Annotated in this window: 15 protein-coding genes; 14 read left to right on the top strand and 1 reads right to left on the bottom strand. The window is 71.9% G+C overall.

From position 1 onward, the window contains the following. Positions 1-64 precede the first annotated feature (64 nt). The 8 genes from ACIREE_RS08945 to ACIREE_RS08910 all read left to right on the top strand — a co-directional run bounded on the left by ACIREE_RS08945 (position 65) and on the right by ACIREE_RS08910 (position 8,662). Positions 65-1,201, top strand: coding sequence for a quinone-dependent dihydroorotate dehydrogenase (locus ACIREE_RS08945; protein ID WP_404148412.1), 1,137 nt, complete (start codon positions 65-67; stop codon positions 1,199-1,201). Then, positions 1,198-2,043 carry an orotidine-5'-phosphate decarboxylase gene (gene pyrF / locus ACIREE_RS08940; protein WP_404148409.1) on the top strand — a complete coding sequence of 282 codons (846 nt, stop codon included), beginning with the start codon at positions 1,198-1,200 and terminating at the stop codon, positions 2,041-2,043. The genes ACIREE_RS08945 and pyrF overlap by 4 nt, the downstream gene beginning before the upstream one ends. A 268-nt stretch (positions 2,044-2,311) precedes the next feature. Next, on the top strand, positions 2,312-2,635 hold the full coding sequence (locus ACIREE_RS08935) for an integration host factor (RefSeq protein ID WP_404148406.1): 324 nt from the start codon (positions 2,312-2,314) through the stop codon (positions 2,633-2,635). Positions 2,636-2,697: 62 nt separating this feature from the next. Continuing rightward, positions 2,698-3,255 carry a guanylate kinase gene (gene gmk / locus ACIREE_RS08930; protein WP_404148404.1) on the top strand — a complete coding sequence of 186 codons (558 nt, stop codon included), beginning with the start codon at positions 2,698-2,700 and terminating at the stop codon, positions 3,253-3,255. 47 nt (positions 3,256-3,302) lie between these two features. Next, on the top strand, positions 3,303-3,575 hold the full coding sequence (gene rpoZ, locus ACIREE_RS08925; RefSeq protein WP_005319902.1) for a DNA-directed RNA polymerase subunit omega: 273 nt from the start codon (positions 3,303-3,305) through the stop codon (positions 3,573-3,575). 59 nt (positions 3,576-3,634) lie between these two features. Beyond that, a complete protein-coding gene (coaBC, locus tag ACIREE_RS08920) occupies positions 3,635-4,909 on the top strand; it encodes a bifunctional phosphopantothenoylcysteine decarboxylase/phosphopantothenate--cysteine ligase CoaBC (protein ID WP_404148401.1) in 1,275 nt (424 codons plus the stop codon). Positions 4,910-5,197: 288 nt separating this feature from the next. Then, positions 5,198-6,406, top strand: a complete 1,209-nt coding sequence (gene metK / locus ACIREE_RS08915) for a methionine adenosyltransferase (protein ID WP_404148398.1) — start codon at positions 5,198-5,200, stop codon at positions 6,404-6,406. A 108-nt stretch (positions 6,407-6,514) separates the two neighbouring features. Then, positions 6,515-8,662: a primosomal protein N' gene (locus ACIREE_RS08910; RefSeq protein ID WP_404148395.1), complete on the top strand. Its 2,148-nt coding sequence runs from the start codon at positions 6,515-6,517 to the stop codon at positions 8,660-8,662. A gap of 87 nt (positions 8,663-8,749) precedes the next feature. Here the strand turns inward: ACIREE_RS08910 and ACIREE_RS08905 are convergent, their stop codons facing one another. Continuing rightward, on the bottom strand, positions 8,750-9,292 hold the full coding sequence (locus ACIREE_RS08905; RefSeq protein WP_404148392.1) for a hypothetical protein: 543 nt from the start codon (positions 9,290-9,292) through the stop codon (positions 8,750-8,752). A 269-nt stretch (positions 9,293-9,561) separates the two neighbouring features. Here ACIREE_RS08905 and fmt point away from each other — a divergent pair, with 269 nt between their 5' ends. The 6 genes from fmt to ACIREE_RS08875 all read left to right on the top strand — a co-directional run bounded on the left by fmt (position 9,562) and on the right by ACIREE_RS08875 (position 14,793). Beyond that, positions 9,562-10,491: a methionyl-tRNA formyltransferase gene (fmt, locus tag ACIREE_RS08900; RefSeq protein ID WP_404148389.1), complete on the top strand. Its 930-nt coding sequence runs from the start codon at positions 9,562-9,564 to the stop codon at positions 10,489-10,491. A 185-nt stretch (positions 10,492-10,676) separates the two neighbouring features. Then, positions 10,677-12,137 (top strand): RsmB/NOP family class I SAM-dependent RNA methyltransferase, encoded by a 1,461-nt coding sequence (locus ACIREE_RS08895; RefSeq protein WP_404149373.1) that lies wholly within the window; start codon positions 10,677-10,679, stop codon positions 12,135-12,137. Positions 12,138-12,245: 108 nt separating this feature from the next. Further along, entirely contained in the window at positions 12,246-12,929 is a 684-nt protein-coding gene (gene rpe, locus ACIREE_RS08890) for a ribulose-phosphate 3-epimerase (protein ID WP_404148386.1), read from the top strand. A gap of 157 nt (positions 12,930-13,086) precedes the next feature. Beyond that, positions 13,087-14,067 (top strand): sugar-binding transcriptional regulator, encoded by a 981-nt coding sequence (locus ACIREE_RS08885; protein ID WP_404149370.1) that lies wholly within the window; start codon positions 13,087-13,089, stop codon positions 14,065-14,067. A 55-nt stretch (positions 14,068-14,122) separates the two neighbouring features. After that, complete coding sequence (locus tag ACIREE_RS08880) at positions 14,123-14,485, top strand: ribonuclease domain-containing protein (protein ID WP_404148383.1); 363 nt, start codon at positions 14,123-14,125, stop codon at positions 14,483-14,485. Continuing rightward, positions 14,482-14,793, top strand: a complete 312-nt coding sequence (locus ACIREE_RS08875; RefSeq protein WP_404148380.1) for a barstar family protein — start codon at positions 14,482-14,484, stop codon at positions 14,791-14,793. The genes ACIREE_RS08880 and ACIREE_RS08875 overlap by 4 nt, the downstream gene beginning before the upstream one ends. The last annotated feature ends 50 nt before the right edge of the window (positions 14,794-14,843 follow it).

Raw genomic sequence — 14,843 nt, 5'->3', positions numbered from 1 at the left:
GGAAACGGTGTCCCCCTCTTCATGAGGCCCGTCACTTCATGAGGCTCACCAAGAGGACACCACCATGTACAAGCTGTTCTTCCATCTCGTCTTCCAGCGGATGGACCCCGAGAAGGCCCACTACCTGGCCTTCCGCTGGATCCGCCGCGCGGCCCGCACTCCGGTACTGCGCACCTTCGTAGCGGCCGCCCTCGCGCCGCGCTACAAAGAGCTGCGCACGGAAGCCCTCGGTCTCCGTATGCACGGTCCTTTCGGGCTCGCCGCCGGCTTCGACAAGAACGCCATCGCTGTCGACGGCATGGCGATGCTCGGCTTCGACCACGTCGAGATCGGCACCGTCACCGGGGAGGCGCAGCCCGGCAACCCCAAGAAGCGCCTCTTCCGGCTCGTGAAGGACCGCGCGCTCATCAACCGCATGGGCTTCAACAACGAGGGTTCGCTGGCCGTCGCCGCCCGCCTGGCCTCCCGCAACCCGGTGTTCAAGACCACGGTCGGCGTGAACATCGGCAAGACCAAGGTCGTCCCGGAGGCCGAGGCCGCCGCCGACTACGTGAAGTCGACCGAGCGCCTCGCCGCCTTCGCCGACTACCTCGTCGTGAACGTCTCCTCGCCCAACACCCCGGGCCTGCGCAACCTCCAGGCCACGGAGGCACTGCGCCCGCTGCTCACCGCCGTACGCGAGGCCGCTGACCGTGTCGTGCGCTCGCGCCGTGTGCCACTCCTCGTGAAGATCGCGCCCGACCTCGCCGACGAGGACATCGACGCGGTCGCCGACCTCGCCGTCGAACTCGGCCTGGACGGCATCATCGCCACGAACACCACCATCTCCCGCTCCGGCCTCGCCACCACGGGCGAGATCGTGAACGAGACCGGCGGCCTGTCGGGGGCGCCGCTCAAGGAACGCTCCCTGGAGGTCCTCAGGCGCCTCTACGCGCGCGTGGGGGACCGGGTCACCCTCGTGGGCGTCGGCGGCATCGAGAACGCCGAGGACGCCTGGCAGCGCATTCTCGCCGGTGCCACGCTCGTCCAGGGCTACTCGGCCTTCATCTACGAGGGCCCGTTCTACGCCCGCGCGATCCACAAGGGGCTGGCCGCGCGGCTCGGCAACTCCCCGTACGCCACGCTCGCCGACGCGATCGGCGCCGATGTGAAGAAGACCGGTGTGAAGACGACCGATGTGAAGAAGGCGGAATCCGCATGACCGCGCAGGAACCCTTCGGCGCCCGCCTGCGCCGCGTCATGGACGAGCGCGGCCCGCTCTGCGTCGGCATCGACCCGCACGCCGCCCTGCTGTCCTCCTGGGGTCTGAACGACGACATCGCGGGCCTGGAGTCCTTCACCCGTACGACGGTCGACGCGCTGGCCGGCACCGTCGCCGTGGTGAAGCCGCAGTCGGCGTTCTTCGAGCGGTTCGGCTCGCGTGGCATCGCTGTCCTGGAGCGCGCGGTCGCCGATCTGCGCGCCGCGGGCACCCTCGTCGTGATGGACGCCAAGCGCGGCGACATCGGCTCCACGATGGCCGCCTACGCGGAGACCTTCCTGCACAAGGACTCCCCGCTGTTCTCGGACGCGCTGACGGTGTCGCCGTACCTCGGCTACGGGTCCCTGAAGCCCGCCGTCGACCTCGCACGCGAGTCCGGCGCGGGCCTCTTCGTCCTCGCCCTCACCTCCAACCCGGAGGGCGGCGAGGTCCAGCACGCGGTACGGGCCGACGGCCGCACCGTGGCCGCGACGATGCTCGCGCACCTCGCCGAGGAGAACGCGGCGGAGCGCCCCCTGGGCTCCTTCGGCGCGGTCGTCGGCGCGACCCTCGGAGACCTGTCCTCCTACGGACTGGACATCAACGGTCCGCTCCTCGCCCCCGGCATCGGCGCGCAGGGCGCCACGGCCGCCGATCTCCCGACGGTGTTCGGCGCGGCCGTGCGCAATGTCGTCCCGAGTGTGAGCCGTGGGGTCCTCAAGGCGGGGCCGTCCGTGACCGCGCTGCGGGACGCGGCCGTGCGGTTCGCCGATGAGGTGCGTGAGGCGGTCGGGAGGGCGTGACGAGGGCCGCCCCGGGGTGGCACTCCGTGCCGACCTTGGGCCCCGCGTCCGAATCCTGACCGATTTACAGGTCGTTTTGTCTGAAATGCATGGCTCGGCAGAGGCTGACCAGGACTTTTCGTCTGTTCTCGCTGACTCAGACGGCCGCGGCCGCTAGTCTCCGTCGAGGAGAACAGGCAAGCACGTTGCTCGTTGCTCCCCTGGTGTGGGGCGATTAGGTTCCTCACCGGTCCGTATCCGATTTTTCGACATCCGAGGTGACGTAGGCGTGGCTCTTCCGCCCCTTACCCCTGAACAGCGCGCAGCCGCGCTCGAAAAGGCCGCCGCGGCTCGCCGGGAGCGGGCCGAGGTCAAGAATCGACTCAAGCACTCCGGCGCTTCCCTGCACGAGGTCATCAAGCAGGGCCAGGAGAACGACGTCGTCGGCAAGATGAAGGTCTCCGCCCTTCTGGAGTCCCTGCCGGGCGTGGGCAAGGTCCGCGCCAAGCAGATCATGGAGCGGCTCGGGATCTCCGAATCCCGCCGGGTGCGCGGTCTCGGTTCCAACCAGATCGCCTCCCTGGAGCGCGAGTTCGGCAGCACCGGAGCCTGAGCGTCACCGGCCGGCCCGAGGGCTGGTCCGGGGCACTCCGGAACAACTGGAATAATCGCTGCATGAGTGAACGTCCGCGGCTGACCGTGCTCTCCGGCCCCTCCGGGGTCGGCAAGAGCACGGTCGTCGCTCATATGCGCAAGGAACACCCCGAGGTCTGGCTCTCGGTGTCGGCGACGACCCGCAAGCCGCGCCCCGGCGAGCAGCACGGAGTCCACTATTTCTTCGTCACCGACGAGGAAATGGACAAGCTGATCGCCAACGGCGAGCTCCTTGAGTGGGCCGAGTTCGCGGGAAACCGCTACGGCACACCGCGCCGCGCCGTCCTCGACCACTTGGAGGCGGGCGAACCGGTCCTCCTCGAGATCGACCTCCAGGGCGCACGCCTGGTCCGGGAGTCGATGGCCGAGGCGCAACTGGTCTTCCTCGCCCCGCCGAGCTGGGACGAGCTGGTCCGCCGGCTCACCGGGCGCGGTACCGAGGCGCCGGAGGTCATCGAGCGCCGACTGGTGGCCGCCAAGATCGAACTGGCCGCCGAGGCGGAGTTCCACACCACCCTGGTCAACACCTCCGTCGAGGACGTGGCGCGTGAGCTGCTAGCCTTGATGAAAGTTGTTTGATCTTCACCGTATTTCTCACCCCGGTTTTACCCATCGGAAGGCAGAGCGTGTCCTCTTCCATCACCGCGCCCGAGGGCATCATCAACCCGCCGATTGATGAGCTCCTTGAGGCAACCGACTCGAAGTACAGCCTGGTCATCTACGCCGCCAAGCGCGCGCGTCAGATCAACGCGTACTACTCGCAGCTCGGCGAGGGCCTCCTCGAGTACGTCGGCCCGCTGGTGGACACGCACGTCCACGAGAAGCCGCTCTCGATCGCCCTTCGTGAGATCAACGCGGGTCTGCTGACGTCCGAGGCCATCGAGGGCCCCGCGCAGTAGTACTCGTTCTCGACGTCACCACAGGCCCGGCAGTGCTCCTGCCGGGCCTGTGGTGTGTCATGGAGTCGTACGTAGTCGAGTGCGGGGAGGCGCGAGCAGTGGAAACGGTCGACAAGCCCAAGGTCGTTCTGGGGGTCACGGGCGGAATCGCCGCCTACAAGGCGTGTGAACTGCTGCGGCGACTGACCGAGTCGGGACACGACGTACGCGTCGTCCCCACGGACTCGGCGCTGCACTTCGTCGGCGCCGCGACCTGGTCCGCCCTCTCCGGCAACCCGGTCTCCACCGAGGTCTGGGACTCCGTCCACGAGGTCCCGCACGTGCGGATCGGCCAGCACGCGGACCTGGTGGTCGTCGCCCCGGCCACCGCCGACATGATCGCCAAGGCGGCCCACGGCCTCGCCGACGACCTCCTCACGAACACCCTGCTCACGGCCCGCTGTCCGGTCGTCTTCGCGCCCGCCATGCACACCGAGATGTGGGAGCACCCGGCCACTCAGGAGAACGTGGCCACGCTGCGCCGCCGCGGCGCCCTCGTCATCGAGCCCGCGGTCGGGCGGCTGACCGGCGTCGACACCGGCAAGGGCCGCTTCCCCGACCCGGTGGAGGTCTTCGAGTACGTACGCCGGGTGCTGGCGCGCGGCGCCGCTGCCGCCGTCTCCGACCTGGCCGGGAAGCACGTCGTCGTCAGCGCCGGCGGCACCCGCGAGCCCCTCGACCCGGTCCGCTTCCTCGGCAACCGCTCCTCCGGCAAGCAGGGTTACGCGCTGGCCCGTACGGCGGCCGCCCGCGGCGCCCGGGTCACCCTGCTCTCCGCGAACGCGGCGCTGCCCGACCCGGCGGGCGTCGACGTCGTCCACGTGGGCACGGCCGTGCAGCTGCGCGAGGCCGTCCTCAAGGCGGCCCCCGACGCCGACGTGGTCGTCATGGCGGCGGCCGTGGCCGATTTCCGCCCCGAGGTCTACGCGACGGGCAAGATCAAGAAGAAGGACGGCGAGGAGCCCGCTCCGATCGCGCTCGTACGTAATCCGGACATCCTCGCCGAGGCCTCCGCCGCTCGGCCGCGCCCCGGCCAAGTGGTCGTCGGATTCGCCGCGGAGACCGACGACGTACTGGCCAACGGCCGGGCCAAGCTCGCCCGCAAGGGCTGTGACCTGCTGGTCGTCAACGAGGTCGGCGAGCGCAAGACCTTCGGCTCCGAGGAGAACGAGGCCGTGATCCTGGGCGCCGACGGCAGCGAGACACCGATCCCGTACGGTCCGAAGGAAGCGCTCGCGGACCGGATCTGGGACGAGGTCGTCCGGCGCGTCGCACCGCCGGCCAATAGCGTGTGAAACCTCGTCGAACAGGTGCCCCGCCCATGAGGGAGTGAAAATCCACGTTCGCCCCTTCGGGCGCACCCATCCCCTGAAAACACGGGAATTTCGGGCGCCCGGTACTCTTCCGAAGAACGATCGTCGTATCGCAGAATGCCGTGTCGCAGGTCACAGCGCTCCCAAGTGGCGAGACACGTGGTCCAGCGGCCGAGCGTGACCGATAAACTGGTCTCGGACGCCGCCGGGCGCAGCTCCCGGCAGTCCATCAATGATCAGCCAGCAGCCGCTGCAACCACAGGGAGCGTTGTGTCCCGTCGCCTGTTCACCTCGGAGTCCGTGACCGAGGGCCACCCCGACAAGATCGCTGACCAGATCAGCGACACCATTCTCGACGCGCTGCTCCGCGAGGACCCGACGTCCCGTGTCGCCGTCGAGACGCTGATCACCACTGGCCTGGTCCACGTGGCCGGCGAGGTCACCACCAAGGCGTACGCCCCGATCGCGCAGCTCGTGCGCGACAAGATCCTCGAGATCGGCTACGACTCCTCGAAGAAGGGCTTCGACGGCGCTTCTTGTGGCGTCTCGGTCTCCATCGGGTCGCAGTCCCCGGACATCGCGCAGGGCGTCGACACGGCGTACGAGAAGCGCGTCGAGGGCGATGAGGACGAGCTGGACAAGCAGGGCGCCGGCGACCAGGGCCTGATGTTCGGTTACGCGTGCGACGAGACGCCGGAGCTCATGCCGCTCCCGATCCACCTCGCGCACCGCCTGTCGCGACGCCTCTCCGAGGTCCGCAAGAACGGCACGATCCCTTACCTGCGCCCCGACGGCAAGACCCAGGTCACCATCGAGTACGACGGTGACAAGGCGGTCCGCCTGGACACGGTCGTGGTCTCGTCCCAGCACGCCTCGGACATCGACCTGGACTCGCTGCTCGCCCCGGACATCCGCGAGTTCGTCGTCGAGCCGGAGCTGAAGGCGCTCCTCGACGACGGCATCAAGCTGGAGACCGAGGGCTACCGTCTGCTGGTCAACCCGACCGGACGCTTCGAGATCGGCGGCCCGATGGGTGACGCCGGTCTGACCGGCCGCAAGATCATCATCGACACGTACGGCGGCTACGCCCGGCACGGCGGCGGCGCCTTCTCCGGCAAGGACCCGTCCAAGGTGGACCGTTCGGCCGCGTACGCGATGCGCTGGGTCGCGAAGAACGTGGTGGCCGCCGGCCTCGCCGCGCGCTGCGAGGTCCAGGTCGCCTACGCGATCGGCAAGGCCGAGCCGGTCGGTCTCTTCGTCGAGACCTTCGGTACGGCGACGGTCGACACGGACAAGATCGAGGCCGCGATCAGCGAGGTCTTCGACCTGCGCCCGGCCGCGATCATCCGCGACCTCGACCTGCTCCGCCCGATCTACTCCCAGACGGCCGCCTATGGCCACTTCGGGCGTCCGCTGCCCGACTTCACGTGGGAGAAGACGGACCGCGTGGACGCGCTGCGCAAGGCCGCGGGCGTGTAAGTCCCCGGTCGCGATGCCTGTGGGGCCCGGCTCTCCTTCGGGAGGGCCGGGCCCCCGGCGTTTTCCCGGAGCCTCGCCCTGTCGGTGCCCTCTGGTAGGAATGCAGCTGTGAGCAGCGAGAACGACACCCCCGAGCAGCCCGCCGGCGGCGAGCCGGAGCAGCTTGCGTTCATTCGGGAGAGCGTGCGCAAGGCGAAGGGGCCGAAGGCGAAGCCGCGGACGTGGCGGGGCGCGGCGCTCGCCAAGGAGTTGCCGGTGGCCCGGGTCCTCGTCGACAAGGGCGTGCTCCATCTCGACCGGTACTTCGAGTACGCGGTGCCGGAGGAGCTGGACGCCGTCGCACAGCCGGGGGTCCGGGTCCGGGTCAGGTTCGGGGCCGGGTCGAGGAACGTGCGGGACGGGCGCCGCGAGGGGGGCGGCCTGATCGACGGGTTCCTGGTGGAGCGGGTCGCCGAGGCCGAGTACCAGGGCCCGCTGGCCGCGCTCGCGCAGGTGCTGTCGCCCGAACCCGTGCTGGGCGCCGAGCTGTTGGGGCTGGCCCGGGCCGTCGCCGACCGGTATGCGGGCAGCCTCGCCGATGTGCTGCAGCTCGCGGTCCCGCCCCGGCACGCCAAGGCCGAGGCGCGGGAGTTCCCGGCGCCGCCGGCGGACCCGCCCGCGCCCGAGCCCGGGTCGTGGCAGCGGTACGAGCGCGGAGCCGATCTGCTGGCGTCCCTGGCCGCCGGGGGTGCGCCGCGCGCCGTGTGGACCGCGCTGCCAGGACCCGAGTGGGCCGCGGAGATCGCGCGGGCCGTGCAGGCGACCCTCGCGTCGGGGCGCGGCGCGCTCGTGGTGGTGCCGACCGTGCGGCTCGCGGCCCGGGTCGACGCCGCGCTGCGGGAGGCGCTGGGGGAGGGCCGGCACGCGCTGCTGACCTCCGATGCCGGGCAGCAGCGGCGCTATCAGGAGTGGCTCGCCGTGCGCCGGGGAGCCGTACGGGCGGTGGTCGGGACGCGGGCCGCCATGTTCGCTCCCGTACAGGACCTGGGACTTGTCGTGGTGTGGGACGACGGGGACGGCCATCACAGCGACGAGCGCGCGCCCTTCCCTCATGTGCGGGAAGTTCTGGAGCTGCGGGCCACCCGGGACAAGTGCGCCTTCCTGCTGGGGAGTTGGAGCTGCACCGTCGAGGCGGCCCAGCTGGTGCGCAGTGGCTGGGCGGCCGCGGTCGCCGCTCCCCGCGAGATCGTGCGGCGGGTCGCTCCGCTGGTACGGACCGTCGGGGACCTGGACGTCGCCCGGGACGAGGCGGCGCGGGCCGCCCGGCTGCCCAGCATCGCCTGGGACGTGGCGCGGGCCGCGCTGCGTGACGGGCCGGTGCTCGTGCAGGTGCCGCGGCGCGGATATGTGCCGCGCCTCGCCTGCCAGCGGTGCCGGGAGCCCGCCCGCTGCCGGCACTGCGCGGGCCCGCTGGAGGCGCGGGAGGCCACCGGCGTGCTGGCCTGCGGCTGGTGCGGCCGGGAGGAGGCGAACTGGCACTGTGCGGAGTGCGGCGGCGCCCGGCTGCGGGCCCAGGTCGTCGGGGCGCGGCGCACCGCCGAGGAGTTGGGGCGGGCGTTCTCCACGGTGCCGGTGCGCACGTCGGGGCGTGAGCAGGTGCTCGACACGGTGTCGGGGGCGCCCGCGCTGGTCGTGAGCACGCCCGGCGCCGAGCCCGTCGCCGAGGGCGGCTACGCGGCCGCGCTGCTGCTCGACGGGTGGGCCATGCTCGGGCGGCCCGATCTGCGGGCGGGGGAGGACGCGCTGCGCCGCTGGATCGCCGCCGCGGCGCTCGTGCGGCCCCAGGAGGCGGGCGGCACCGTCGTGATCATGGCCGAGCCGACGCTGCGCCCTGTGCAGGCCCTGGTGCGCTGGGACCCGGCCGGGCACGCGGTGCGCGAGCTCGCGGACCGGGCCGAGCTGGGCTTCCCGCCGGTCTCCCGGATGGCATCGGTGAGCGGGGCGCCGGACGCGCTCGGCGACTTCCTCGGCGCGGTCGAGTTGCCCCCGGACGCCGAGGTGTTGGGCCCTGTGCCGGTGCGCGACCCCGGGCCGGGGGCGGCCCGCCGGGCGGGGCCGCCGACCGCGGAGGAGCAGGGGGAGCGGGTGCTGGTGCGGGTGCCGCCGGGCAGCGGCGCCGCCTTGGCCCGCGCCCTCAAGCAGGCGCAGGCCGCGCGGATGGCGCGCGGCGGGATCGAGCCGGTGCGCGTACGGGTGGATCCGCTCGACATCGGGTGACGGGGTGTCAGGCTCCGGTGACCCGGGAGCGTCAACACACGACTGCCTCCCCGCACCTGTGTGCGGGGAGGCAGTCGGCGACGCGTCTCATCCGTTGCGTGGGCCGGGGAAGGCGCCCGGGCGCGCCTCCTCGCGCAGGACCGGGCTGCCCGCGGTCGGCTGCGTCGGCATGGAGCGGGCCGCGGGCACCGCCGACAGCGGTCCGGCGCCCATTGGCAGGGCGGGGCGCGGCGGAGCGGGGGCGTCGGTGGCGCGCTCGGCGTCGGCCGCCGCCTGCGTGACGGCCCTGCGGGCACCGTAGCGACGGTGCACCGCCTGCTTGGTGACTCCGAGAGCGGAGCCCACCGCGTCCCACGAGAAACCCAGCGAACGGTCGAAGTCCACGGCGGCGGTCACCAGGGTCTCGACGCTGTCCCGCAGCTCCTGGGCGAGACGGACGGTGGGGGCGGGCGCCCTCCCGTAGACGACGAACCCCGCGGAGGGGCCGGAGCGGCGCGGGCGGTAGACGTTGCCGAGCTGTGCGGTGAGGGTGCGCAGAGCGTCCACCTGCCGGCGGACCCGCTCGATGTCGCGCACCAACAAATGCAGGCTGGCCCGTGCCTGGGCGTCGTGGGTTGCGTGGTCGGCCATTTACAAGCCTCTCGGACCGGCGATGAAAAAGGATCGGGCCGCGCGCGCAGCAAGCGACAACTTCCGCTGACGAACGAGTGTTCACGGCCCAGGGACTGGTCAACTCTTTCTTGACCAACGCGCCATTCCGTGAGGGGTCACGCTGTTCCGGCGCATCCGCATATGCGCGGGGCGCACGTTCAGGCGTGCGCCCCATGTGTGGCCGCCGCGCGGCAGCCATAGACTGGTGCGCTGCCCGTGACCCCGCCCCGAGAGGCCGTTAGCCACTGATGAAGCTTGTCTTCGCCGGCACCCCCGAGGTCGCCGTTCCCGCCCTGGACGCCCTGATCGCCTCCGACCGGCACGAGGTCGTCGCGGTCGTCACCCGGCCCGACGCCCCCGCGGGGCGCGGCCGCCGCCTCGTCGCGAGCCCGGTCGCCGAGCGGGCCGAGGAGGCCGGCATCGAGGTGCTCAAGCCCGCCAGGCCGCGCGACGAGGCGTTCCTCGCCCGGCTGCGCGAGATCGGCCCGGACTGCTGCCCGGTCGTCGCGTACGGGGCGTTGCTGCCGAAGATCGCACTGGACGTGCCGGCCCGCGGCTGGGTCAATCTGCACTTCTCGCTGCTGCCCGCCTGGCGCGGTGCCGCGCCCGTGCAGCACGCGCTGATGGCGGGCGACGAGATCACCGGCGCCTCCACCTTCCTCATCGAGGAGGGGCTCGACTCCGGGCCCGTGTACGGCACCGTGACCGAGGCGGTCCGGCCCACCGACACCAGCGGCGACCTGCTGACCCGGCTCGCCTTCGCCGGCTCCGGGCTGCTCGTCGCGACGATGGACGGCATCGAGGACGGCTCGCTCGACGCGCTGCCGCAGCCCGCCGACGGCGTCTCGCTCGCCCCGAAGATCACCGTCGAGGACGCCCGGATCGACTGGGCGGCGCCCGCGCTGCGCGTCGACCGGGTGGTGCGCGGCTGCACACCGGCGCCCGGCGCGTGGACCGAGTTCCGCGGCGAGCGCCTGAAGGTGCGCACCGCGGTACTCGCGCCGGACCGCACGGACCTGGCGCCCGGCGAGCTGAGCGTCGGCAAGAAGAATCTGCACGTCGGCACCGGATCGCACGCCGTCGAGCTGTTGTGGGTGCAGGCCCAGGGCAAGAAGCCGATGGCCGCCGCGGACTGGGCGCGCGGGGTGCGGATCGCGGCGGGCGAGCAGCTGGGCTGAGCTGCGGGCCGGATCTTGGCCAGGGGCCCGGGGGCCGGGCGGGTGGTCGCGACGTAGGCTGGGAGGGTTCACTTCGGCGTACGACTTCTGCGTACCGCCCGTACGACCCCACCAGCGGAGCACCTTTGAGCGACCAGCCGACTTCGTCGAATCGCCGTCCCGGTAAGTCCGGCAAGTCCGGCAACCTGGGCAAGTCCGGAAACCCGAGTCAGTCGGGCAAGCCCGGTCAGTCGGGTAAGCCCGGCAAGCCGCACCGCCGTCCCAAGAAGGACCCCGTGCGCTTCCTCGCGTTCGAGGCGCTGCGCGCCGTCGACGAGCGGGACGCCTACGCCAACCTCGTGCTGCCGCCGCTGCTGCGCAAGGCCCGCGCGAAGGAGGGGCCCGAGCAGTTCGACGGCCGGGACGCCGCGCTCGCCACCGAGCTCGTGTACGGGACGCTGCGCCGCCAGGGCACGTACGACGCGATCGTGGCGGCCTGTATCGACCGGCCGCTGCGCGAGGTCGACCCGCCGGTGCTCGACGTGCTGAACATGGGCGTGCACCAGCTGCTCGGAACCCGCATCCCCACGCACGCCGCCGTGTCCGCGTCCGTGGAGCTGGCCCGGGTCGTGCTCGGCGACGGCCGGGCCAAGTTCGTCAACGCCGTGCTGCGCAAGGTCTCGCAGCACGATCTCGACACCTGGCTGGAGCGGGTCGCACCGCCCTACGACGACGATCCCGAGGAACACCTCTCCGTGGTGCATTCGCATCCGCGGTGGGTCGTGTCGGCGCTCTGGGACTCCCTGGGCGGTGGGCGCGCCGGGATCGAGGACCTGCTGGAGGCGGACAACGAGCGGCCCGAGGTGACGCTCGTGGCGCGTCCCGGGCGGACCACGGCCGAGGAGGTTCTCGCCGAGGTCGGCGAGGAATCCGGGCTCCCTGGCCGCTGGTCGCCGTATGCGGTGCGCCTCACCGAGGGCGGCGAGCCGGGCTCGTTCGACGCCGTGCGGTCCGGCCGCGCCGGGGTGCAGGACGAGGGCAGTCAGCTCGTGGCCCTCGCCCTCGCGAACGTTCCGCTGAAGGGCCGGGACGAGAAGTGGCTCGACGGCTGTGCGGGCCCCGGCGGCAAGGCGGCGATGCTGGCCGGGCTCGCGGCCGGGCGCGGGGCGACGCTGCTCGCCGCCGAGAAGCTGCCGCACCGTGCGGGGCTCGTCGCGAAGGCGCTCGACGGCAATCCGGGTCCTTACCAGGTGATCGCCGCCGACGGCACACGCCCGCCGTGGCTGCCCGGCACGTTCGACCGGGTCCTGATGGACGTGCCCTGCACGGGACTCGGCGCCCTGCGCCGTCGCCCCGAGGCGCGCTGGCGGCGCCGCCCGGCGGACCTGGAGGGGTTCGGTCCGCTGCAGCGGTCTCTGCTGCGGATGGCACTCGAGTCCGTGCGGGTCGGCGGCGTCGTCGGGTACGCGACGTGTTCCCCGCACCTGGCCGAGACGCGGGCCGTCGTCGACGACGTGCTGAAGTCGTCCGACGGGGCCGAACTCATCGACGCGCGGCCGATGATGGAGGGCGTGCCCGCGATCGGGGACGGCCCGGACGTGCAGCTGTGGCCGCATCTGCACGGCACCGACGCGATGTACCTGGCGCTGATCCGGCGCACCGCCTGATTCCTGGCCCCTTGGGGAACGGGACGGGAGGGCACGGCTCGGCATCGGTATCGCGGACAGGTCCAGACCGAGGCGGGCAACGGGCGCCGGGCATGACAGGCTGGGGGCATGGCTCAGATCAACCCCAGCATCCTGTCCGCGGACTTCGCCCGCCTCGCCGACGAGGCCAAGGCCGTCGAGGGTGCCGACTGGCTCCATGTCGACGTCATGGACAATCACTTCGTCCCGAACCTCACGCTGGGGGTGCCGGTCGTAGAGTCCCTGGCGCGTGCGACGGACACCCCGCTGGACTGCCATCTGATGATCGAGAACCCCGATCAGTGGGCCCCCCAGTACGTCGAAGCGGGGGCCGGCTCCGTCACTTTCCACGCCGAGGCGGCCGCCGCCCCGGTCCGGCTCGCCCGCGAGATCCGGGCCAAGGGCGCCCGCGCCTCCATGGCCCTCAAGCCGGCGACGCCCATCGAGCCGTACGAGGATCTGCTCCCCGAGCTCGACATGCTCCTGATCATGACGGTGGAGCCGGGCTTCGGCGGGCAGGCGTTTTTGGACATCATGCTCCCGAAGATCCGCCGCACCCGGCAGCTGATCGCCCGGCACGGCCTGGAGCTGTGGCTGCAGGTCGACGGCGGCGTCTCCGCGGCGACGATCGAGCGGTGTGCCGAGGCCGGGGCAGACGTCTTCGTCGCCGGATCGGCGGTCTACGGGGCAAAGGACCCGGCCGCGGCGGTACGTGCACTGCGCACCCAAGCGGCGGGCGCGATGGCTGGTGCGACGTGGGCGTGCGACCACTGAGCCACGCAGACGTGAACGCCGAACTTCAGGGCTGATCAAGCCCCCCGGATCTGCAAGGATGAACGGCGTATCCAGGTTGTGAACGCAGTGAGTCGTGCAGAAGAGCAGTGAGGAGATCGCCGTGTCCGCATCGTCGGCGGGTCGGGCAGCCCTGCGGATGGGACCCGCGGAACTGGTGCAGGCGGCGGCCATGGCCCGCCGCTTCTACCTAGAGGGCAAGTCCAAGATCCAGATCGCCGAGGAGTTCGGCGTCAGCCGCTTCAAGGTGGCCAGGGTCCTGGAAACGGCCCTGGAGCGGGATCTCGTACGCATCGAGATCCGGGTCCCGGCCGAGCTGGACGCCGAGCGCTCCGACGCGCTGCGCGCCCGGTACGGACTGCGGCACGCGGTCGTGGTCGAGTCGCCGGCCGAGGCGGAGGAGTCGCCCGACCCGGAGAACCTCGGTGAGGTCGCCGCGGATCTGCTCGGCGAGCTGGTCAACGAGGGCGATGTGCTCGGCCTGGCCTGGGGCCGCTCCACCATCCACATGGCCGCGGCCCTCGACCGGCTCCCGCCGTGCACCGTCGTGCAGTTGACGGGTGTCTACGACGCCGGGACCGCGGAGCGCGGATCGGTGGAGGCCGTGCGGCGTGCCGCGCAGGTGTCGGGCGGCGACGCCCACCCGATCTACGCCCCGATGCTGCTGCCGGACGCCGCCACCGCGGCCGCCCTGCGCAACCAGACCGGGATCGCGCGCGCCTTCGAGTACTTCGACAAGGTCACCGTGGCGTGTGTGTCGATCGGCTCGTGGGAGCCCGGCATCTCGACCGTGCACGACATGCTCAGCGACGAGGAGCGCGCGCACTACGCGTCCCTCGGGGTCGCCGCCGAGATGTCCGCGCACCTCTTCGACGCCCAGGGGCGCCGGGTCGGGCGGGACCTCGGAGAGCGGTGCATCACCGTCGAGACGGACCGCCTGCGGCGCATACCGGAGGTCGTGGCGATCGCGGGCGGCCAGCGCAAGGCCGCCGCCATCGACGCCGTACTGCGATCGGGTCTGGTGACCAGCCTGGTCACCGATACGGCCGCCGCCGATTCCCTGCTGACCGCCGGGCCGCCGCCCAAGCCCGCGTTGCAGCGCATCGACCCCGACGACTGACACGACTGAGCGGGGCTCGATGGCCGGAGGGGCTCGGGGATGGCAGCATCGGGTCATGCTGCGGCCTCGCTCCCTTCGGCTCCTCTGCGCGGTTCTGCTCCTCTGCCTCGGGCTGCTGGCCGGTGGCTGCTCCTCCTCGGGCATGGCCACCGTGCGGGAGGGCCGGCTGCCCGCCGAGGCGCGGCGCACGCTGGAGCTCATCGACAGGGGCGGCCCCTTCCCGTACGAGAAGGACGGCAGCGTCTTCGGGAACTTCGAGCGGGAGCTGCCGCGCGAGCAGCGCGGCTACTACCGGGAGTACACCGTGCCCACCCCGGGCGAGCACGACCGCGGGGCCCGGCGCATCGTCACCGGGAGCGGCGGGGAGACGTACTACACCGATGACCACTACGAGTCGTTCGAAGAGGTGCTGCGATGAGCGGGCTGCCCGCGTCCCCGGCCGAGTGGACCGTACGCGTCGTCGACCTGGACGGGGTCACGGACAAGGCCGAATTCATGGCACGCTGGGCCGCCGCGCTCGACCTGCCCGACTGGTTCGGACGGAACTGGGACGCTCTCGCCGACACCCTCGGCGATCCGGAGCAGCTGCCCGACGCGGCGGGCTGGCTCGTGCTCGTCGTCACCGGGTGGGAGCGGTTCCGCCGTCTCAAGCCCGAGCAGTGGGAGACCGCGCTCGACGTGTTCGGACGTGCCTCCGCGGCGAGCGTGCTGCTCTCGCTGGGATGATCATCCAAGGGCCGGAACGGTCCTTGGGAGGTTCGGCCCGGAGACGGATC

This window comes from Streptomyces sp. NPDC102467, assembly GCF_044765445.1.
Lineage (GTDB): Bacteria > Actinomycetota > Actinomycetes > Streptomycetales > Streptomycetaceae > Streptomyces.
Note: the sequence above shows the minus strand (reverse complement) of the source record. Positions and strands in the feature narration are given on the sequence as shown.